Source organism: Parapedobacter indicus (assembly GCF_900113765.1).
GTDB lineage: Bacteria > Bacteroidota > Bacteroidia > Sphingobacteriales > Sphingobacteriaceae > Parapedobacter > Parapedobacter indicus.
This window is the reverse complement of record NZ_FOQO01000004.1, coordinates 177,571-198,013: the sequence shown is the minus strand read 5'-3', so window position 1 is coordinate 198,013 and position 20,443 is coordinate 177,571. Positions and strand designations below refer to the sequence as shown.

At 52.0% G+C, this 20,443-nt stretch carries 16 protein-coding genes; 10 read left to right on the top strand and 6 right to left on the bottom strand.

Going from position 1 to position 20,443, the window contains the following annotated elements; all coding sequences use genetic code 11:
• Positions 1-3: 3 nt before the first annotated feature.
• Genes BMZ56_RS09920 through BMZ56_RS09895 form a run of 6 tightly spaced genes read left to right on the top strand, consistent with a single transcriptional unit; the run spans position 4 to position 4,565 of the window.
• Positions 4-684: a hypothetical protein gene (locus BMZ56_RS09920; protein WP_143072899.1), complete on the top strand. Its 681-nt coding sequence runs from the start codon at positions 4-6 to the stop codon at positions 682-684.
• A gap of 1 nt (position 685) precedes the next feature.
• Positions 686-1,675, top strand: a complete 990-nt coding sequence (locus BMZ56_RS09915) for a hypothetical protein (protein WP_090626433.1) — start codon at positions 686-688, stop codon at positions 1,673-1,675.
• 12 nt (positions 1,676-1,687) lie between these two features.
• Positions 1,688-2,482 (top strand): hypothetical protein, encoded by a 795-nt coding sequence (locus BMZ56_RS09910; RefSeq protein WP_090626432.1) that lies wholly within the window; start codon positions 1,688-1,690, stop codon positions 2,480-2,482.
• Between the two features lie 22 nt (positions 2,483-2,504).
• Positions 2,505-2,855, top strand: a complete 351-nt coding sequence (locus BMZ56_RS09905) for a DUF4870 domain-containing protein (RefSeq protein ID WP_090626431.1) — start codon at positions 2,505-2,507, stop codon at positions 2,853-2,855.
• Positions 2,837-3,595, top strand: a complete 759-nt coding sequence (locus tag BMZ56_RS09900; protein ID WP_090626430.1) for a hypothetical protein — start codon at positions 2,837-2,839, stop codon at positions 3,593-3,595. The genes BMZ56_RS09905 and BMZ56_RS09900 overlap by 19 nt, the downstream gene beginning before the upstream one ends.
• Positions 3,582-4,565 (top strand): hypothetical protein, encoded by a 984-nt coding sequence (locus tag BMZ56_RS09895; protein ID WP_090626429.1) that lies wholly within the window; start codon positions 3,582-3,584, stop codon positions 4,563-4,565. Before BMZ56_RS09900 ends, BMZ56_RS09895 begins: the two co-directional genes overlap by 14 nt.
• Before the next feature lie 25 nt (positions 4,566-4,590).
• Here the strand turns inward: BMZ56_RS09895 and BMZ56_RS09890 are convergent, their stop codons facing one another.
• From BMZ56_RS09890 to murQ, 4 genes are read right to left on the bottom strand one after another with little or no spacing between them, the layout of a single operon-like run.
• A complete protein-coding gene (locus BMZ56_RS09890; RefSeq protein ID WP_090626428.1) occupies positions 4,591-7,233 on the bottom strand; it encodes a TonB-dependent receptor in 2,643 nt (880 codons plus the stop codon).
• A 3-nt stretch (positions 7,234-7,236) separates the two neighbouring features.
• Positions 7,237-8,286: a FecR family protein gene (locus BMZ56_RS09885; RefSeq protein ID WP_090626427.1), complete on the bottom strand. Its 1,050-nt coding sequence runs from the start codon at positions 8,284-8,286 to the stop codon at positions 7,237-7,239.
• A gap of 9 nt (positions 8,287-8,295) precedes the next feature.
• On the bottom strand, positions 8,296-8,910 hold the full coding sequence (locus BMZ56_RS09880; protein ID WP_090626426.1) for an RNA polymerase sigma-70 factor: 615 nt from the start codon (positions 8,908-8,910) through the stop codon (positions 8,296-8,298).
• An 8-nt stretch (positions 8,911-8,918) separates the two neighbouring features.
• Positions 8,919-9,719 carry an N-acetylmuramic acid 6-phosphate etherase gene (gene murQ / locus BMZ56_RS09875; protein ID WP_090626425.1) on the bottom strand — a complete coding sequence of 267 codons (801 nt, stop codon included), beginning with the start codon at positions 9,717-9,719 and terminating at the stop codon, positions 8,919-8,921.
• A 189-nt stretch (positions 9,720-9,908) separates the two neighbouring features.
• On the opposite strand from murQ, the gene BMZ56_RS09865 reads away from it, so the two are divergent.
• Positions 9,909-10,346, top strand: coding sequence for a hypothetical protein (locus BMZ56_RS09865; protein ID WP_090626423.1), 438 nt, complete (start codon positions 9,909-9,911; stop codon positions 10,344-10,346).
• A gap of 6 nt (positions 10,347-10,352) precedes the next feature.
• On the opposite strand, the gene BMZ56_RS09860 is transcribed toward BMZ56_RS09865, so the two are convergent.
• Both BMZ56_RS09860 and BMZ56_RS09855 read right to left on the bottom strand, forming a co-directional pair.
• Positions 10,353-12,419 (bottom strand): glycoside hydrolase family protein, encoded by a 2,067-nt coding sequence (locus BMZ56_RS09860; RefSeq protein ID WP_090626422.1) that lies wholly within the window; start codon positions 12,417-12,419, stop codon positions 10,353-10,355.
• 17 nt (positions 12,420-12,436) lie between these two features.
• Positions 12,437-13,528: a GntR family transcriptional regulator gene (locus tag BMZ56_RS09855; RefSeq protein WP_090626421.1), complete on the bottom strand. Its 1,092-nt coding sequence runs from the start codon at positions 13,526-13,528 to the stop codon at positions 12,437-12,439.
• A gap of 439 nt (positions 13,529-13,967) precedes the next feature.
• Between BMZ56_RS09855 and BMZ56_RS09850 the strand changes: the two genes are divergently transcribed.
• From BMZ56_RS09850 to BMZ56_RS09840, 3 genes are read left to right on the top strand one after another with little or no spacing between them, the layout of a single operon-like run.
• Positions 13,968-15,500 (top strand): family 43 glycosylhydrolase, encoded by a 1,533-nt coding sequence (locus tag BMZ56_RS09850; RefSeq protein WP_090626420.1) that lies wholly within the window; start codon positions 13,968-13,970, stop codon positions 15,498-15,500.
• Positions 15,497-18,700, top strand: a complete 3,204-nt coding sequence (locus tag BMZ56_RS09845) for a SusC/RagA family TonB-linked outer membrane protein (protein ID WP_090626419.1) — start codon at positions 15,497-15,499, stop codon at positions 18,698-18,700. The genes BMZ56_RS09850 and BMZ56_RS09845 overlap by 4 nt, the downstream gene beginning before the upstream one ends.
• A 24-nt stretch (positions 18,701-18,724) precedes the next feature.
• A complete protein-coding gene (locus tag BMZ56_RS09840; protein WP_090626418.1) occupies positions 18,725-20,443 on the top strand; it encodes a RagB/SusD family nutrient uptake outer membrane protein in 1,719 nt (572 codons plus the stop codon).

The window sequence follows — 20,443 nt, the reverse complement described above, 5'->3', positions numbered from 1 at the left end:
CCTATGAATACGAATTTCAACCCAAGGCGGTGGCAAATCACTGCCTTGATTTGCGGATGCATGGTGGCCGCTTGCTCCGGCGGTTCGGATAAAGCAGGAGTGCCCGACTCATTTGATGGTGCTACACTGATTGCTGCCGCCGATCAGCTCGAGCAGCTGGTTGCCGTGGGCGATGTCGCCGAGCTGGCCGGCATCCCCGCGGAACGCATTGCCCAGCATGTGGAGGACTATGACAACAACGCCGTGCGAAAAAAAATAGCTTTTCACTGGGAGGCACCGGGCACCATATCATTTACCACGCTTACGGGCGAGGCGGTCAGCGTGCCTAAGCACCATTCGGTCGGCTTGGCCAACGTCGGAGCCATGAATATGGAAACGTTCAACCAGCGGTACGGTACGTCTGCAGGGATCAAGGCAGACATCGATGCACTGGTAGACGACGAGTCGGTAGATGCAGACGTGGCAATTGCGCAGGCCACCTATCTGGCCGAAACGGCGAAAAGCTTATCGCTGCAGCCGCTCGAAGGTGTCGGTGATGGCGCCGTGTGGGAAATGCCTACACAGGTGCTTCATGTGTATGCAGATGGTGTAGCCTTTACCGTAACAACCAACTTTGGGGATGATCCGGGAATAAACAAACGAAAAGCAATCGCTTTTGCGCAACTGATTTTCAACAACCAATAAGATGAAGACCGTTTTAATTATGCTGGTCATTGGATTTCTGACGATGGCTGACTCACGTGGAAAAGACCAGATATTGCAAGCAACCTGTGTATCCGGTGAAGGATGTACGTTCCGGTTGCTGGATGTCACGGGCGAGGAAATGGACGTGGTTTTGGGTACCGATAAGGTTTATTCGTCCATCGGTGGCGACGATCTGCTTGTGCATGCTAAAGTGGGAGATGGGTGGAAGACTTACATTGAACGCGACCTGACACGTGGCGAACTTGATCGCTTATACGGTGGCGATGGCTATACGATGATCTACCTGTTCGATCCGCAGGTACAGCCCAAAGACGGTGCGTGGAAGGGGAGAACGGGAACGCCGGTGGCCTCGCCCTGTGTGGCCGATATCGGAAGCTACTTAGGGAGGATACAGGGTTTACATAAGGCGGGTACAATCCGATTCCCCAAGCCCTTCAAACCTCAATTTTTACTAAATAATGCCTACATGCGCTGGGTAACCGTGGCTCCCAACCGGTTCCGGGGCGTCATGGATTTCGGTGGCGGGTTGGCGAGTCCGATGAAGCTGGTGTACGATGCCATTATCGTCAATGAGGAACGAATTGAGGGCGCTTTTGAGATTACCGTGTCTGTTCCTGAACAGGCACCGTGCCAAGTGACCGTGCCGGTTTCGTTTGACTGTGTGGTCGCAGCCGATGATGAAGCCGGGGATCCACTCCGTGAAAGCGAAGAAGATGATCTGCTCCCGGTCCGATCAAAGGGTAACCCGGCCGACGAATTATTGCCCGTGAAGCCTAAGGGGGAGGGAGATGACCTGCTCCCGGTTAAGTCCAAAGGAAACCGCGGAGACGAACTCTTGCCGGTAACGCCCAAGAGTCAAGGAGATGATTTATTACCGGTGAAAGCCAAGGGACAAGACGATGACCTGTTACCGATTAAGCCGAAGGGCACATCGGATGATTTACAACCAGTGAAACCCAAGAAAAATTAATTACAGATAACCATGAACAAAAACACATTCCTGATTCCGATGGTCGCCATTGGCTTTTTGGCAGTCTGTGCTTGCAGCGAAGGTAACAACAAGAATAACGGCGGCAAAATCGGCGGCATCGATGTCACGGATGCCATCGCGGCAGCCGAGAAACGCCGTGAGATAGACCCAAATGCGTCCGGAGGCAATACCTGCCTGCTTGCTTACCAAGAAAAATACGACCAGTTACTCACCAAGGATATCGTGTTGACGCTAACCGGATTTGACGAAAGCAAGATGGAAGTGAAATACACGAAGATCATGAAGCCCGAATATCATAGCGTCAATTACACATTCGACAACCAACGTGTACGGGAGCGGGCCGGCTACACGATGCCGTTCAAGGATAATGTGCAGTTGGGCAGCATCAAAGCGATGTCGTTGGCGCAGTTCAACGACTCCTATCGTGCGGTGACGGCGGAAGAGGATGCCACGGTCGACGAGGTGTTGGAAGACCTGCACGACGGCAAGGTTACCGACCCGGATGCGCAGGAAGCGCTGGGCAACCTGGAGAAGCAGGGCGTGGACAAGGAAGTCGCCAAACAAGCTACGGGCACACTGCGTGATGCCTTCAGGAAAGTGGCCGAGGGCTACCGAAAGGTGGAGGGACTGGGTGATGCGGCCGTCTGGAATGTGGAGACCCAGGAGTTGGTTGTGCTGGAAAACGGGGTGAAGTTCGACCTGCAGGTCGATACCAAAAATACCAACGACGAAAATAAGGCCGCGGCGATCGAATTGGCACGAAAGCTACTGGACGCTTGCAACTAGGGAAAATACCAAAAAAGAAACCATGGAGAACAATAGTCAACAATCTGATGCCGTTGAGCAGCAACCCGATAAGTCCATCGCCATCATTGCGTACATTACGCTTATCGGGCTTATTGCCGCGTTCGTGATGAACAACGAAAAGAAACAACCATTTGCCGCCTACCACATCCGGCAGAGCCTCGGCATCATGCTCACCGGGCTGGCCCTAGGCATGATTAACATCATCCCCATCCTTGGCTGGGTCGTCTGCATTGTGGGTGTGATTTTCCTGTTCGTTTGCTGGGTGATGGGATTAATCGCGGCACTCAACGGACAGGAAAAGGCAGTACCTGTAGTAGGAAAATATTATCAAGAATGGTTCAAGTCGGTTTAGTAGCAGGCCTGGGGCTGCTTGCCTTTGCATGCAGTTTTCCCGAAGCGCAGCAGCAGACTGCCGCGCTTGCCTCGTCGGTAACCACGGTCGTTTCCACAGACACCGTTGTCCCGCCCGCCGAGGGGCGATATACGTTTTACCATTCATGGCACTGGGAATATGAAAACACATGGATCCCGGAAGGCGAATACGGCCGAGCCGGGGAAATGACAGCTTACCATGACGATAGTACCGGTGCGTGGCTGTTTACTGCGGAATCATATGGAGGTACAGACGAAATGGCCGAGTGGGTGCTGGCACTTCCCACGGGTGAGTACATCACGGCATACCGCGATGAAACAGGCAACCAAACCATACTGCGCGATACACTTGATTTTCCCGTGCCCGAAGAAGCGCTCGGAGATTGGCTGCAACCAACCGGAGAAAAGCAAGTTTTTGGCGAAAATAATTACGGATGGCCTAACTTGCAAGCCGCAGCCTATCACGTTGACTACCTGAAAACGCAAGACCGTAGCACCGTTTGGCTGGCCGACACTACGGTGGATATGCGCCCGCTCATCCATTTCAACAGACGAATCGCCGACGCCAAACTCCCTGTGAATTTCATGCCAGACTTGCCCTTAGGCCGTGTTGAAGTAGCGGGAAAAACGCTGTCGGGCGTACAGCGTGTTCGGCATCGCTTAACTGCAATTTCTAACAATTATTACGAGATAAATTTAAACGACTATGAAAATCATTAAAATAATGCCAAGGCTGGAAACAGTCCTACTGGTTTGTGTAGCTTTATCGTTCAGCTGCAAATCGAAAGAAAGCGAAATGGTGATGACCGAAACGGTCGCAACTTGCCAAGCCGAACAGGGGTGTACGTTTTACGCGGTGGAACTTACACGAGCTGAGATTGATAAATTGTTAAATAAAAATGCATTCTTTACGGCCGCTAAGTCCGAGGCGATACTCGTCATCACCGATTGTGTGCCGATGATCGAAGAGGAACAGACACGTGAAGCGATTCACACGAAATACGGCGGATCAGGCGAAGCGCCATCCGGTGAAGGGTTTGATTTTAGAAATTACCTCTTACAGCATGCTTGTCTTACGTTTCCTAACCACACCAAGCGCATTGACTACACGGCAGTAGATAAAATGCAGGGGAAAACAGTAGAAGGATATTCTTTTCTGAATATAAAAGGCCGGGAAGCGTTTATACCCAACGAGTCCTTCATCAAACTGCTCGAAGATGCAGAAGGGATTGTGCAGGTCGATGCGTTTATGAGAGATCGGGTGATGGTCCAATACATGGTGGATCCCGAGGGTAATAAATGGGAAATCCGGATGGATATCGGCATGACCTACGGACCATCGCCCGAAGATGTTGATAACCTGGCACATTTCAACCAGCATTTCAAGAAAACCGGAAATCGTGCCCGCTTCCTCCAAACCGGGCTTTATTCGGAAGAGTATACAGGAAAAGATGCAGAAGGGACCGATATGAATATTTGGCTGGTACCATCTGCCGATGTCATGCTTCCTCCTGACGAATTTGCCATGGTGGGCTTTTTGAACATTGGTTACATTCAGCTTGGCGGGGTCACGTACCTGATGCATAAATTCACCAGCAGCCTGTTTGACGTCGAGGTGACGGGTATCCAGGACGACGAATATAGCTTTGACCCGACCGGGTACAGGCCGTTTTCATTGCCGGGGTTTTGAATCGGTGTTCCGAGGTCAGACGGTCTTAATTCCCGATCCGTTTCTGTTCTTCCTCCGCACTCTGCTCAATCTTTCGGTTGCTGAACGTTTTACCGGATGTAAAGGTATAGCTGAAAGAAAGCCCTACCGTTCGGGTAGGTCGTTTCTGGTAAAAATACACGGTGGCGCCGGGGTCTTGGGTGACTTCCCGTTCACGTGCTGTGTTGAAAACATCCGTCACATTCAGCCGCAGCCGGGCTTGATTGTTCCATAAGCGTTTGGAGAAGCCGATGTCTACGCTACAGTAATCCGCCATATCCGAATTGGCGGTGAGGTAAGGCGATCGGTAGAAGGCAAACACGTCGGCATCGCCGATATTTTTGATCGTGAACACCTGATATGTACTGATGTTGAAGGAAGTATTACGGTAATCGGCTTCGGCTATTTGGTAGCGCAGGTAGTATAAATTCAGGTTGTTGGTCGTCGACCACCAGGGACGTACGTTCACGGGGAGATACACGCTGGTGCCAATGCGGTGGCTGCTGCCGAAATTCCGGATCTGGTATTCAATCATCTTATCGACGGTTTCCGCATACTGGGCCATCGTGTTGCTGGTGGTTGCGTAATAGACATCCCACGATAGTCCGCCCGCCAGGGTTATTCCCGCTTCCACGCGGTCGGTATACTCGGGTAGCAGGTCGGGGTTGCCGATTTGGGCTAGGAAATCGTAAAACTGCAATCGGTAGGGGTTAAGGGTGGCGAATGAAGGTCTGCTCAACCTGCGGGTATAGTTGAGCACGAGCGACTTTTTGCCTGCACTGTCCAGTCGGTGCAAAAGGAATACCGATGGAAACAGGTTGACATAGGATCGCCGGAAGCGGATGTCTGCGCTTACGGAATTACCATCCATGATGGTCTGCTCGGCCCGGAGTCCAACCTGTGCGCTGAAACGCTTAAATTGGCGTTCGAGTGAGGCATAGCCCATCAATAGCTGCTCCTGATACCGGAAACGGTTGCTTCGCCCGGGGTCAAGTAGCCATTGGCCGGATTCGAATTGTTCGTGTATGACTTCATTGTCCCGATCGGTATTCGTGAATTTTAGTCCGGCTTTGAGCTGTATGGCGTCCAGCCATTGGTTGTAATCGGTTTGCACGCTATACAGGCGCGTGGTACTGGGTGTTGCATTGCGGAACACGGCATCCCGTTCGGGATAGGTGTAACGGGAGTGGAATTCATTGGTGTTGGGGTTTTCACTGTCCAGGTAATCGGCAAGTACTTTCAATCCGGATCCGAGGCTATCGATTTTCCAGCTGTAGTTCAGTGTGGCACTGTTCAATCCGGGCGTCCGCGTCCAATCGGATGTGGCGGATCCTTCCGTTACACGCTGTGGATCGATCAAAGCGATGTCCGTATCAAACTGCTGGAGCAGTTTGCCCCGATTCAGGTTGGTCTGCAGACCGATGGACTGATTTGCCCTGAATTCATAAATAGCACCCAGACGTAACATTGCCTGTGTATTGTTGTTTTCACGGTTGGTAAAGCTGTTATAGGCATGCTGGTCGGGATACCGGATATCGTTGGTTGCGATATAGGAACTTCGATCTTTGCCATAACCGCCCGTTCCGAATACGTATAAACTCCTGATTTTATAGTTGAAGGTAGCTCCCATGTTGTACGCAGGCCGGTCCACTTGCTGGCGATACTGCGTGTTCAGCGTGCTGGTGAATCCTTCATCGCGCCCCCGCTTCAATACGATGTGCACGATGCCACCGGAACCTTCGGCTTCGAATTCTGCGGGCGGGTTGGGCAGAATTTCGATCTTGGCGATATCTTCCGACCGCAAGGTACGTAGGTATTCTGCCAGATCGGCGGATGACATACGCTGCACCACGTCATTGATCATAACCATCACCGATTGCCCCCGCAGGCTGATATTGCCATTGGGGTCTACCCATAATCCGGGTGATTTCTGCAGGATTTCCAAGCCATTGCTCCCGATTTCCAACACACTGCCTTCCACATTCACAATGAATCGATCTGCCCGTCGTTCAATGGGAGGCCGCTTGGCTTGGACCTGCACTTCTGCCAGTAGACGGTTGTCCCGCTTCAGGGTAATCGCCGCGAGTTGCGCCGTGTCGGGATACACAAAGGCGAACGCCACGGATTGGAAACCGATGGAGGTTACCTTCACCGTATAGGATTGTCCGGCATCGAATGCATGCCGAAGACTGAAATGACCTTGCCGATCCGTGGTACTTCCGGTGAGAAAGCGGTCGGCCGCATACAATCCGACCGATGCAAAGGCGAGCGGGTGGTCGGCACTATCGCGTACATGGCCCCGGATCCGTATGCCTTTAGCCTCGGCCGGCTGCTGTATGCCATGCAGCTTCAGGCTGCTCACTACTAATGTTTTGTCGGATAGCTCGCGGTAAAACAGGTCATGCCCGGGCAGGACGTTTTGAAGCAGCTCATCAATGGCATATTCGCCGGCGGCAACGGATACGGCCATGCTATCGGTGACCACATCGTTGCTGTAAACCACATGGTACCTGGATTGCCGGGCAATGATTTCCAGCACGTCAACGAGCGAACGCTGTTCATGGTTGATCCGAATCGTTCCGCTTTGGGCGGCAAGCCGATATCCGCTTAGCAGCAGCAAAAGGACAAGCAAAGACGTATGCTTTTTCAATGTCTATTCGATTACAATCCGATTTTCCGTTTCAAAGCGGTACGTGAATGGATAAGCCGCCTGCAACACCTTCAATACATTTTCCAAGGACGTGTCGTCACTAAATGCACCCGTGAACCGGACATCGTTTAGTTTTTTAGGACGCACAATGAACTGTACCTTGAATTTTTTACTGATACGGCGAAGCACAGCTCCCAACGTTTCTACATGGAAAGTAAGGGAATCTGCGGTGGGCCACCAACCCAGTTCGTTTAAGAGTGAATCTTTGGAAAAGGAGGTCAGTGCCGCTTGGGTTTGGTTCTGTCTGACTTCCAGTTGCTGCATGGGGTAGAGTCGAACAGCGGAAGTCTGTCCTTTTGTGCGATCGGGTATGCCGGATACTTCGACGACGCCTTCAAGCAATGCAACCGTTGCCGAAGGCGCATCTTCATAGGCACGGACCTGAAACGTGGTGCCCACTACCCGTACCTGCAGCTGACCGGCATGGACAACCAGGGGAAGCGCGTTGTTTTTGGCTACCTCGAAATACGCTTCTCCGTCTAATTTGATAGCGCGGTCGTGTTTACCGAAATCGGCGTTATACCGGAGGGTAGAGGAAGGGTCTAGTACGATGAATGTACCATCTGCCAACGTGATGAACTGTCTGTCTGCCTCGGTTTTGATTTCTGCGAATGCCGGTTCGGCAGGTGTCTGGAAGTACCAGTATAGGGTGATTCCCATGCCGAGGCAAAACAAAATCATGGCGGCCAGTCGTAGCCAGCTACCGCGTTTGCTGATGCGGTCCGGTGATGCTTCCTGATCAGCCGACTCATGGACGACCTTTTGGGATGCCTCGGATTCCTCCGCCTCGATGGCTTCCCATAGCCCCGCTAACTTGATGCGATGGGCCATGGTCGGCCGCCGCTTGGTCTGGAAATACAGTTCCAAAACTTCCGCCTGCCGTTTATAGTCTGTATGGGTATCCAGGATTTCCCCCAGCTTACGCTCCTCTTCCGGTGGCAGCGAGCCCGAAAGTTTTCGGGAAAGTAACTGTAAAAAAACTTCTTTATCCATATGGCCTCCTCAGATAACTAAGAAAAAAAATCGATTGGCGCGCCCCTGATCGGCATTGCCGGCATCGAAATAACGTTCCACCACGTTGTTAAGTTGCCTGACGGCCCGATACACCTGGTTTTCGACCGTACGCACGGAGAGTCCCAATAGTTCGGCCACTTCCCGGCATTTTAGCCGGTCTTCTTTGACCATCCGGAAAACCGTCCGGCGCTGGTCGGGCATCAAGTCGACCGCTTCCTCCAAAAGCGTTAACAACTCTTTATATTCCAGTAATTGCTCGGGACTGGCAGTTACGGCTAGCTGTAGATTTGCGGGCTCCACTTCGTCCAGGGAAACCCGTGCATGCCTGTTTTCCTTTTTCAGATAGGAAAGGCAGCCGTTCTTCACCGACTGATATAGGTAGCGGATGGGGTGGTTGATTTCGTGAAGCGACGCCTTGCGCAGCCAAACCTGGACGAACAGCTCCGATACCAACTCGTCGGCCGCTTCCTCGCGCTTAACGTAGTGTTGCGCAAACTGTTTCAAGTTGTCAAAATGCAGGAGGTACAGCTGATCGAACGCCTGTTTTTCGCCACGCTGTATGCGGGCAAAAAGTGTCTGGATACTTGTGTGATCCTGCGCCATTCGTACGTCTATATCGCTTCCAACGCCCGGCGTACATTGCCGTAGCGGTCAATTAAGTTCCCGGCAGCCTGGCTATCCAATCCCGTTTCTTCCATCAAGATCGCGATACCGCGCTGCTTTAGTTTGTGATTGGACAGCTGCATATCCACCATTTTGTTTCCTTTGACCCTGCCCAAACGGATCATGACGGTGGTGCTGATCATGTTTAACACCATTTTTTGGGCCGTACCGGCCTTCATGCGGGTTGAGCCGGTGATCAACTCCGGTCCGGTCAATACGGCGATCGGGTAGGTTGCTTCCGCGGCCATGGGAGTCTCAGCATTGCAGACGAGGCAACCGGTGAGCAGGCCATGTCGGTTTGCTTGCTGCAATGCGCCAAGCGTATACGGCGTGTTACCCGATGCCGCAATGGCGAGCAGGGTATCCCGTTCGCTGATAGCAATCGCGTTCAAATCTGTCCAAGTCTGTTCCACGTTGTCTTCTGCAAACTCCACCGGCTTCCGGATGGCCTCATCGCCTCCGGCGAGGATACCCATCACCCGGTGCGCCGGCACGCCAAAGGTAGGGGGGCATTCCGAGGCGTCCAATACGCCTAACCGGCCGCTTGTGCCCGCCCCGATATAGACCAATCGGCCGCCGTTCTCCATGCGCGGCACTAGTGCTTCAACAAATGCTTCGATCTGCGGCAGGGCTTGCTGAACCGCCAAGGCGACCCGTTTGTCTTCCTGATTGATCTGCTGCAGCAAGGTTCCAACCGATTGCTGTTCGAGGTCTGTGTACCGGGATGATTGCTCCGTCAGTTTTTTCATAATTCCTTCTTTGGCGTGTGGCGGCGAATAATCGCGGTGATCGCCAAGTTATGTATTGATAAGACGAAAAAAAAGAAGAAAATACTCAACGCTAACAAAAAAATATTTGGCAAGTGGGTAAAAAGCAAACCCATATATCACAGTAGCGAAATCGGCGGGCGTCTCGTCTTATCTGTAAACTGACCAACAATGAAAAAGATAAATCTGATAGGCTTGCTACTGGTTGCTTTCACGTTATCGTGTAGTAAAGTGGAGTTGACGGGTGAAGAACACGGGTGCGATAAAGTAGATTGCACGTATGACCTACGGTGGATCTCCGTAAAGCTTGTCGACCCATCGGGTAAACCCGTAGCGCTCGACCGGACGAAAGTGACCCGCATATCGGACGGCAAGGATTTGACAAAGACCTATACGAATGACCAATGGAGTATTTTCAAAAGCCTTGGTAGCTATCCGGTGACTAGTGATATCGACGGCGAGCACATTCCGAAATTTAAGCATACCAAGGTTCGCTTTCAAGGATATATCGGTAACCGCGAAGTCGTCAAGGCCGACTATGTGGTCACGTTTGACTGTTGCCACATCAGCTTGGTTTCCGGAGAGCTGGAGCTGGTGACAGGGCGTTGAAAATGCCTAATGTTCATATGCAGCCAGTTTCACGTTTCGAATGCCGGTATCCTCCGATCTGAATACCAACTTTTCGACTTTCAGTCCCGGGCAAAATGTAATCATGGTACGTTTGCCGGCGATTTCCGCATCGATCTGAGATCCACCATACTTGGTGTCGTATTTGACGAACATACGGACGGAGAATGGCCCGTCCGTATCGAAGAGGTTTTCGATGCCGTAATGGCGGGCGTGGTTCGGAAAGCCGCCTTCGCGCAGGGTTTTCTCCTGTCCGGAGAACTGCTGAAGGGATCCTTGGCCGTATTGCGCCCTTTTTCCGTGCGGACTCAATTGGAATTCGCAGGCGTGCTCGGCGGCATCTTCGCCTAAGAACAGGACGCCCAGTTTGCCGGATAGGTCCTCACCAGGCTTCACATCAAACGTCAGCAGGAAGGAGGGATCATTGACCTCAAACGTGGAGTTTTCCTCGATTTCATCGGCAAGGGTGCGTTGCCTTTCCGTGACCGGCACGAGCTCTTCCATCCATTTGGTGCCGATCCGTCCATCCGGAAACTGGAGCATTTCATGGATGTTTAATGTGCCGCCCCAGTTGGCCATCGGAATCCAGCCGGCCATCAGGAACCGGCCGTCGTTGATTTCCGTAACCGCGGGTACACACATTCCATTATAGAAATCAAGCCCTTGTTTGACGACATCCGTGTAGCCGTCTTCCGGCGCGCTGGCGGGCTTCGACCAAAGGCCGGTAAAGCCGCCGATCACGTAGTCGTAATTCCCCCAACGGAAGAAAAAGGTGCAGTCACCGCCCGGAGGAAATCCGGGATTAATGGATTTCCAATCGCCTTCGATCGATTTTGATTCCCAGGTTCCCTTTGCGCCGTAGTTCGCCAGCATGCGCAGGCGGCCTTCGGGATCGGTATAGACGCTGGGGTTTTCGCAATGGTGGAATAACGTGTGTGTCTTTTTGAACTGGCTGATGCCGTCGGCGCTGATGGAGTAGGTGGATCCGGCGGGATATCCCGATAGGGTATCGTACCCGAACGAGCCTGTAGCACCGTGTTGGTTGTAATAATCCAATAGCAGCGGCAGGGTGGTTGCTTCTTTGGGAAAGATACGGGTGGTGTGCAGCCCATAGCTGATGCAAAGTTTGCCATCGCTGATGAATGGCGTGCCCGTGCCGAGCGTTTCCCATTGGCTTTCGATGGGGGTGGCGGCCTCGTGCTCGGTCCATGTTTTGAAGTCGGTCGTCGAAAGGTGTTCAAAATAATGCCCACCGCGGCCGAATTTGCTGGCGTGGCCCCGTCTGTCAAACAGGTAGAACACGTGATACCGCCCCTCATGGTAGAAGGTGGCCACGTCGCCCACCCAGGTGTTGTGGCCGGCAGGGGTCCAGTATTGGATATCCTTCGCGATTCGGGGAGTTTTCAATACCGTTTTTTCAGGCTCCAGGGCGGGGAAGAAGAGTTCGGCTTTGGAAACCAGGTTGGGGTCAATCTCCCAGCTGTGCTTGGCGGGCCATTGGGGATAGCCCAACGGGAAATCATTGTCGAGCAGTTCGCCGTCTACATACAGCGACCACCGTACACCCGAGAAATGGAGGACGATTTCATGCTGGCCCGTGGATTCGGTCAAAATTCCCAATGGAATGCCGATAACCATATCCCGCACCTCTTTTTCGGTGCTGTTCGGAAGCGGGTGCAGCCGCAGCGCCGCTTGGAATACGGAGACCGAACCATCCGGCATCGGATAAGCGGGATAGTTTTGGATGGTGCGGTCGGAAGGGTCGTGCTGGAACGCGGAAACTTCCAAAACGCCGGGAATATACAACAGGCGCTCGCTGTTCAGATACCGGCCAAGCGTGGCTACTAGCCTGATCGTGAAACTGCTGCTGTCTGGCGGTGCGTTGAAGGTGCCTTGGGCAGACTGCGGCGATAGTATGCTGGCCGGTGGGGCGTCTTGTGGAAATATCCATGGGGCTGCGTTGAGCTCGATTTGAACGGCTTTTTTTTCTACACTGCAGCCGATAAAGAACAGGCTGCAGCTGATCATCATAAGAAAGGGATAAATTGGTCTCATTTTTCTTTAAATTTAGTTCAACGAAATTGGCTGGATTCACGGATAACGATATCTCCTTTGAGGTTTACGGTGATTGGGATACGGTTGTTTTCCTTCAATCTGCGCATCAGCAGTTCGATGCTGATGTTGGCGATCTCCTCGCAGGGTTGGCGGAATGACGTCAACGAATGCTTCAGGTGCTTGGAGTATTTCATGTCGTCGTATCCGCAGATAAGGACGTCTTTCGATATTTCGATGCCAAGATCGTCTAATGACGACATAAGTACGGCCGCTGTCGAATCGTTGGCGCAGATGATACCTGTTTTGCCGGCAATCACTTCCATGCTCTTTACCAGCTCCGAGTCTTCCGGGCTCCCGCAGAACACGTTGCTTTCCGTAAACGGATAACCATGCTTAAGCGCCGTATCGCGCACCCCTGAAAGCCGCAGGTCTACCGAGCTGGCGGAACCCGGCCGATAGAAAAAATGTAGTTTTTCGCAGCCGCGATCGATGAGATGCTGGGCCATGACGCAGCCGGCGCTGAAATTATCGATGCATACCACATCGAATTCGCTGCGGTCTGGAGCAGCGAGGATATCCCGGTCAATCAGTACCAGTGGGATACCTGCCTCCCGGATGACTTTGCAGATTTTGAGATTTAACTCATAGGCGTCTGGCACGCGCTCAAGCGGAGAGAAAAAGATGCCATCCACCTTTTTCTGGATGTAGCTTTCGAGACACGATTCGATCAGCGATTTCCGGATTTCGGCACTGCTTGCGGTGGCGCCTTCCCAAAAGCAATTAAACATCCCCGATTCGGATTGCCGTAGCAATTGATCGTTGATGATCGAGAAGATCTCGGATTCTCCGGATCCCGGAAGCAACAGGCCAAACGTGTAGGGAATGTTGGTGTGTTGGTAAGTGACCACCGTTCCGAGGCCTTTGGTTTTCTTCACAAAGCCTTCTTCCTGTAGCTGGTTATACACTTTGGCAATGGTGGGCCTGGATACATCGTATCGTTTGGCAAGCGTCTGTTCGGTAGGTAGCATGGCACCTGGCAGAAACCCTTCCTTAATGATCTGGTTCTTGAGCGTGTCGTAGATCGTCTTGTAGCTTGTTTTAGCAGACATAATTAAAGGTGTTTACATTGTGGTGTCAAATGTAATATTATTTATTAAAGTATTTTTACATTTATTGCAGTAAGGTGTAAAATTTTTTCTGCAATTACCTTCCTTGTGGTTAAACTTAGTCGGCAATTATTCATCAATTAAAAAATATTTTTCGCCAAAATGTTTACATTTAATGTATGTAACCCTACCAATTATGCAAGGTGTTGTAGATAGAGATTTGTTTTCATTATTCTTAATATGAGTGTATTGTGAAAAATTAGGAATGGGAAGTTTTGAGTTGTATGGGGATTTAGTGAAAACAACGGTTTCTTTTTTGTTTTAAATGTAAACATTATGATAATAAATTGTGATAAAATAGTTTTGTTTTTGTAAATATCGCCCCTATATTTGACCTCGAACTGGTGCCAATTATGCCTTGTTTCATGTAACTTTTATAACCATGTCTAGTCGATTTAAGTGTTTGTCTATTCATTACAAAATCTGCAGTGCCTTCGTTTTGCTGCTGTTGGTTGCAGCGTCTTCATCCGCGCAAGTGGTAAAAGACTATGATCCTTCGATCCAACGGACCACACAGCTGCAATATTTCAAACCCATCGAACCGCATTTGTTTTCGGGCGATGGCATGCCTTATTACCACAATGGCACATTCTATTTATACTGGCTGTTGGACGAAGGGCATCATGCCGGTTTGGATGGCTTGGGTGGGCATCAATGGGCTTTGAGTACCACCACGGACCTTGTTCATTGGGAGCACCACCCGGTGGCGTTGGGCATCGATAATGAGGCGTGGGAAAAGTCGATTTGCACGGGATCCGTCATAGCAGCTAACGATCAGTTTTATGCGTTTTATGCGACGCGCGTAAAGGATGAAAACGGGGTGCATGAGCAGCTGAGTTATGCGGTCAGCAAGGATGGGGGCTACACCTATGAGAAGCAATTGCCCAATCCGTTTTACCTGGCCCCCGAGGAATGTATCAGTCGGGATTTCAGGGATCCGAAGGTCTTTAAGGGAGAGGACGGTCAGTTCCATCTTTTCGTTTCGGGCAACCTGAAGGAGCCGGCAATCAGCGGATTCGGTGGCTACCTGGTGCACCTGGTTTCTACGGATCTGAAAAACTGGGAGGAAGTGGAATCGCCCTTGCGCGGGCAACAGGGCACGCCTGAATGCGCGGACTATTTCAAATGGAACGATTGGTATTACCTGTTGTACAGCATAGCGGGGCATACCCATTACGTAATGGCCAAAGCACCTTACGGGCCCTGGATTTACCCCGAGTCGCAAGCCTTGATCGCACATTTCGAGTGTGTTTATAAAACAGCCGAGTTTAAGGGCGGGCGTCGTATTGCGGTAGCCTATTCGCCTTACCGTGCCGACGATCGGGATGATGGCGACCGGATTTGGGGCGGAACGATACTTTTCCGGGAAGTTTACCAAGAGCCGGATGGGACACTGGCTACGAAATTCCTGCCCGAGGTGCTGCCGGCGTCGTCACCAATGGCTATGCCGCAAATCAAGACCTCGTCTCCATCGATCGTCGCCATCACGGATGGGCGGGTGGATATCACGGCGGCTGGTGAAGTAGGGGTGGCGGAAGTGAATGACCTGCCCGACAATTACCGGATATCCATGCGCATCGAACCGGATGGCAATTATGAGGAGCTGGGGTTGTTTTTGCGGGCTACGGATAAGCGCACGAGTGGCTACCGGTTGGCGCTGAATCCGAATCACGAGACGGTGCTTATGCATAACACCTCGATCGATGCGGTAAAAGGCTTGGATGAGCCGATACTGCTGGACGTGATTGTATATGAAGATTTTTTTGATGTATCGGTGAATAACAAACGGACCGTGGTGAATCGGTTGCCTGAACAAAAGGGAAATAACCTCTTCTTCTATGTCAAGAATGGTAATGCTGCCATCCGGGATGTAAAAATCGAAAAGATAGCTAATCTTAATAACCCTAATTTATGAAACGAAAAATAAATGAAACGAAGAAAATGGTGGGCCAGTTTGCGCTCCTGTTTTTATTTTGCATGTTTGCCGGGCAGGGGGTGGCTGGCGCTAGTTCCCTGATGATCAACCAAGAGCAGATCTTGGTGTCCGGTACGGTGTTGGACAAGAACGGGGCGCCATTGTCCAATGTCTCCATTATCGAAAAGGGGACGGGAGGCAACAGCACGAGTACCGATGCCGATGGGCGCTTTACCTTGCGCGTAGGCAGTACCAGCACCCTGACATTCAGTTATGTGGGCTATAAGACCACGGAATTGGCGGCGGCTACCGTGCAGGAATTGACAATACGGCTGGTTGAAGATGCCTTGAACCTCGACGAGGTCGTCGTGACCGGTTACACCACCCAGCGCAAAGCAGATTTGACCGGGGCCGTGTCCGTGATCAACGTAGATCAGCTCCGCTCCAGCACGACGGGCAGTGCCATGCGGGCTGCCCAGGGTAGGGTGGCTGGGATGGCCGTTACCGTAAACGGCTCGCCGGACCCGTCGGCAGCGGTACGCATCCGCGGCGAGGGTACGTTGAACAACAACAATCCGCTGTATATCATCGATGGTACCCCGACCACCCGTTCCATGGCGGAGCTGGCCACCATGGATATCGAATCCATCCAGGTGCTGAAAGATGCATCGTCGGCCTCCATTTACGGGTCGCGTGCGGCGAACGGCGTGATTATTATTACCACGCGGCGTGGCAAGAAAGGAACGACCGTTGATTTTACGGCTTCCAATACCCTCACCAGCAGCGCAAAACCCTTCGAATTGATGAATACAGAGCAGCGCGGCATCGCCCAGTATTGGGCGATTAAGAACGATAATCCGACGGCCGACCCCAACCTGGTCGGGATTGGGTTTGTGCGTGATTTCGGCGGCTTGTACCGGTATGAAGACCATCAGGATGCCAACGGAAATTGGGTGCTCGACAACGTGTCGTGGCGTGAATACCTCGATCCGATCGAACAGACGATGCGCTCGGCCGATACCGATTGGCAGCGGGAGATTCTACGTACCGGCATGATTCAGCAGTACAACGTTACGGTGTCTTCGGGTACGGACAACGGCAATGCGCTCTTGGCCGCGGATTATTACGATAATAAGGGAACCATCGACGGCAGTTTCTTCCGGCGCTTCAATGCGCGGATCAATACAGATTACAGCTGGCTGGATGGAAAGGTGAAAATCGGCGAGAACTTCACCGTGTCGCAGTGGCGCTCCAGTTCGAATGTGGGCGACGGAAACCTGGGGAGCACCAAATCGCTCATGTCTATCGTGCCGGTGCATACGGTGGATGGCATAGGCTGGGGCGGACCGATCGGTGGGATGAGCGATCGCCAGAATCCGGTGCGTTTGATAGCGGACAACAAGCAGAACCATCAGGATAACCTGCGCCTGTTTGGGAACACGTACCTCAATATCGAGCTATTGAAAGGCCTGAATTTCCGCTCGTCTTTTGGGGTCGATTTCGTGGGTTACTGGCGGCGGACCATGGATTTGACGTATGAATCGGGCTTTTTGAGCGAGGCTCGGAATGGGGTATACCAGACATCCAACTATAACTACGATTGGAATAACAGCAATATCTTGCAATATGTATTCGACGTCGGTAAACATAATTTCGATGTGATGGTCGGGCAGGAGACAGTTGATCATTCGTATCAAACTCATTGGGGAAGTCGCCGGGTGTTTGCCTTGGAAACGCCGGATTACATGCAGTTGGACGCAGGTGAGGAAGACCGTGAAAATGGGGGCGGAGCCAGCAACAACACGCTGATTTCGTGGTTTGGAAAATTCAATTATAACTTTGGCGATCGTTACCTGGCTTCCGGTACCCTTCGCCGGGATGCTTCTTCGGTATTCGGGGCTAACAACCGGTGGGCGACATTCCCCGCGGTGTCTTTTGGATGGGTGCTGAATAACGAGCCGTTTCTGCAAGACGCGCTTGCCGGATTTTCCCAATTGAAACTCCGCTACGGGTGGGGACAAAACGGCAATTCGCAGATCGATGACTATGCGGCCTACTTGATGTACAGTCCGCTTTACGACCTCAATTCCGTATGGGACTGGAACTGGGGGACCGCCTATGATTTTACCGGGGAAGGTGGGAGCAACCTGCCTTCGGGTTTCCGCCGTACCCAGCGCAACAACCCGGACCTGCGGTGGGAAACGACTACCCAGCATAACTTTGGGCTAGATTTTGCGCTTTTTGCCGGCAAGTTTGGCGGCTCGCTCGACTATTACCTCAAAAAGACAACGGATATCCTGATGAAACCGGGTACGGTGGCGACACTCGGTGAAGGCGCCCAAATGTGGTTGAATGGTGCGGATATCGATAACAAGGGCATCGAATTGACCCTGAACTACGCGGATAATTTCGGTGATGTGGGGCTGAACATCAGTGGCGTGGTTTCGCACAATAAGCAGCGGATCTTGAAGGTACCCGATGAGGTCATCAATAATTTTGCCGGAAACGGAACCGATCAAAACATCCTGGGGCGCTCGCGCTCGTCGATGTACGGCTACATTGCCGACGGCCTCTTCCAATCGCAAGCCGAGGTGGATGCGCACGCTACGCAGGTGGGTGCAGCGCCGGGGCGTATCCGTTTTCAGGATGTAAACGGCGACGGTAAGATCGATCAGGAGGACCGCGCGTGGCTGGGCAATCAAGACCCCAGCGCGGAGTATGGGGTAAACGTGGGCGTGACATGGAAAAACTTCGACTTCGCCGTATTCTTCAACGGGCTGGCGGGCAAGAAGCTTAATGTACAGGGTTGGAAATCCTGGACCGATATCTACGCGTTGAGTACATCCGGCGAAAACTACGGTACGCGCTTGTTGGACGCTTGGACACCAACCAACACCAATACGACCATCCCGGCGATATCCATCAATAATTACAACGACGAAGGACGGTTTTCGACCTACTACGTGGAAACCGGTTCGTATATGAAAATCCGGAACATGGAACTGGGGTATACCCTGCCTACCGCATTGCTGGATCAGGTGCGCATGAAACGGGTACGCCTGGCTTTGCGTGCCGACAACGTATTGCTGATCAAAAAGACGTGGGGCGACAACCCGTATACCGGGTTGGATCCGGAAACGCCGGGAAGCGGATACCCGCTGCCATTTTCGATGACGTTTGCGATAAACGTTTCTTTCTAACTGTAAATTTTAAGATTAAGAATCATGAAAGCATTAAACATATTCGGTCTCGGTCTTATCCTGGTGCTATCCGGTGCGTGCGAGTCCATGCTGGATACCAAGCCTCAGGGCGTTGTTGCCGATGAAGATTTGAATGAGCCGGAGCAAGTCGAAAAAATGATCAACGCTGCCTACTCGTTCGTGGGACAGAATCACTTCAACAAACAGATGGGCATGCCTTACGAGGAGGGAACCGTACGCGGGGGCGAAGCGTACAAGGGCGGATCGGGCACCAACGACAATGCTGAGCGCAACCGTTGGGAAACATTCACTTATATGCAGCCTACCAACGTTGGCGACCTGGATAACCTGTGGTGGGTGCACTATGTGGCCGTTGGGCGCGTCCACGATGCATTGCGAAGGGTGAAAAACCTGACGGCCGAGCAATATCCGCTTCGGGAACAGCGCATCGCCGAGCTGCGGTTCCTACGTGGTCACATCTACATGTACATGAAACAGTGTTTCAAATTTTTCCCCTATATCGATGAGGATACGCCACAGGATATGTACGACAAGGTGAGTAATGATGCATTGTCTGACCAAGAGCTGTGGGGGAAATTAATCGAGGATTTCCGCTTTGCGGCGGGTGTGTTGCCGGATGTGCAAGCTGAAGTGGGTAGGCCTACGGGTTTTGCGGCTAAAGCGTACCTGGCGAAGACACTGATTTTCGCGGCATATGAGCAGGACGACAACCATAACGTCATCAACATCAACCGCGAAAAACTGACCGAAGTAGCGGCGTTGTGCAAGGATATTATCGACAATTCAGGAAAGCACCTGGCGCCGGATTTTGCCGAGAATTTCCTGTGCGAGTATGAAAATGGTACGGAATCCATCTGGGCCATCCAGTATACCACGGATTCGCAGACGGGCCGCTTGAATTCGTGGCTGGTGTCGCCGGTAAATTCGGACTATGGCTGCTGTGGCTTTCTACAGCCTTCTGTCAATATGATGAACCGCTATAAAACGGTAAATGGTGTACCGGATTTCGAAAATTTCAATACAGGTATCCTACTGGATAACAAAGACGCTTTCGCTGCCACCCCGATGGACCCGCGCCTGATGCACACGGCGGCGGTGCCCGGTATGCCCTGGAAATATGCGCCTTCCTATATCATGGGCGAAAATTGGGTACGTACGCCTGAGGTGTACGGATATTCCATGAGCCAGAAACTGCTGGTGTCACCAACTTCAGACTGCTTTAAAAAGACAAACCCCTTTATGGGGGCGGGCCTGAACTGGGATGTATTGCGGCTCGATGAGGTGATGCTGTGGCGCGCTGAGGCGTTGATCCAGCTTGAACAGGAGATGGACGAAGCCCTTCGGCTGATCAACGAGATCCGGGAACGTGCGGCCAACAGTACCGATCGGTTGAAGTTTGCCGACGGGACCCCGACCGGCAGGTTCGACGTGCAGCCGTATCGGCCGGGCCTGAATTGCCCGGCTTGGACCAAGGAATTTGCGCTACGGGCACTCCGCTGGGAGCGTCACCTGGAGTTTGCAACGGAAGGCAAATGGTTCTTCGATTTGGTGCGCTGGGGTATTGCGGCCGAATATATGAATGCCTATTTTAACGTGGAAAAAACCAGACGGTCGTACCTGAGAGACGCTAACTTCACTAAAAACCGTGATGAATATTTTCCGATTCCTGAGGTGCAGATCAGCTACGTGAAGGGATTATATAAACAGAATGCAGGTTGGTAA

What these genes read in the sequence shown, in the direction of transcription:
- BMZ56_RS09920 (WP_143072899.1), top strand. Translation starts at nt 4, where the DNA reads ATGAATACGAATTTCAACCCAAGGCGGTGGCAAATCACTGCCTTGATT.
- BMZ56_RS09915 (WP_090626433.1), top strand. Translation starts at nt 686, where the DNA reads ATGAAGACCGTTTTAATTATGCTGGTCATTGGATTTCTGACGATGGCT.
- BMZ56_RS09910 (WP_090626432.1), top strand. Translation starts at nt 1,688, where the DNA reads ATGAACAAAAACACATTCCTGATTCCGATGGTCGCCATTGGCTTTTTG.
- BMZ56_RS09905 (WP_090626431.1), top strand. Translation starts at nt 2,505, where the DNA reads ATGGAGAACAATAGTCAACAATCTGATGCCGTTGAGCAGCAACCCGAT.
- BMZ56_RS09900 (WP_090626430.1), top strand. Translation starts at nt 2,837, where the DNA reads ATGGTTCAAGTCGGTTTAGTAGCAGGCCTGGGGCTGCTTGCCTTTGCA.
- BMZ56_RS09895 (WP_090626429.1), top strand. Translation starts at nt 3,582, where the DNA reads ATGAAAATCATTAAAATAATGCCAAGGCTGGAAACAGTCCTACTGGTT.
- BMZ56_RS09885 (WP_090626427.1), bottom strand. Translation starts at nt 8,286, where the DNA reads ATGGATAAAGAAGTTTTTTTACAGTTACTTTCCCGAAAACTTTCGGGC.
- BMZ56_RS09880 (WP_090626426.1), bottom strand. Translation starts at nt 8,910, where the DNA reads ATGGCGCAGGATCACACAAGTATCCAGACACTTTTTGCCCGCATACAG.
- murQ (WP_090626425.1), bottom strand. Translation starts at nt 9,719, where the DNA reads ATGAAAAAACTGACGGAGCAATCATCCCGGTACACAGACCTCGAACAG.
- BMZ56_RS09865 (WP_090626423.1), top strand. Translation starts at nt 9,909, where the DNA reads ATGAAAAAGATAAATCTGATAGGCTTGCTACTGGTTGCTTTCACGTTA.
- BMZ56_RS09860 (WP_090626422.1), bottom strand. Translation starts at nt 12,419, where the DNA reads ATGAGACCAATTTATCCCTTTCTTATGATGATCAGCTGCAGCCTGTTC.
- BMZ56_RS09855 (WP_090626421.1), bottom strand. Translation starts at nt 13,528, where the DNA reads ATGTCTGCTAAAACAAGCTACAAGACGATCTACGACACGCTCAAGAAC.
- BMZ56_RS09850 (WP_090626420.1), top strand. Translation starts at nt 13,968, where the DNA reads ATGTCTAGTCGATTTAAGTGTTTGTCTATTCATTACAAAATCTGCAGT.
- BMZ56_RS09845 (WP_090626419.1), top strand. Translation starts at nt 15,497, where the DNA reads ATGAAACGAAAAATAAATGAAACGAAGAAAATGGTGGGCCAGTTTGCG.
- BMZ56_RS09840 (WP_090626418.1), top strand. Translation starts at nt 18,725, where the DNA reads ATGAAAGCATTAAACATATTCGGTCTCGGTCTTATCCTGGTGCTATCC.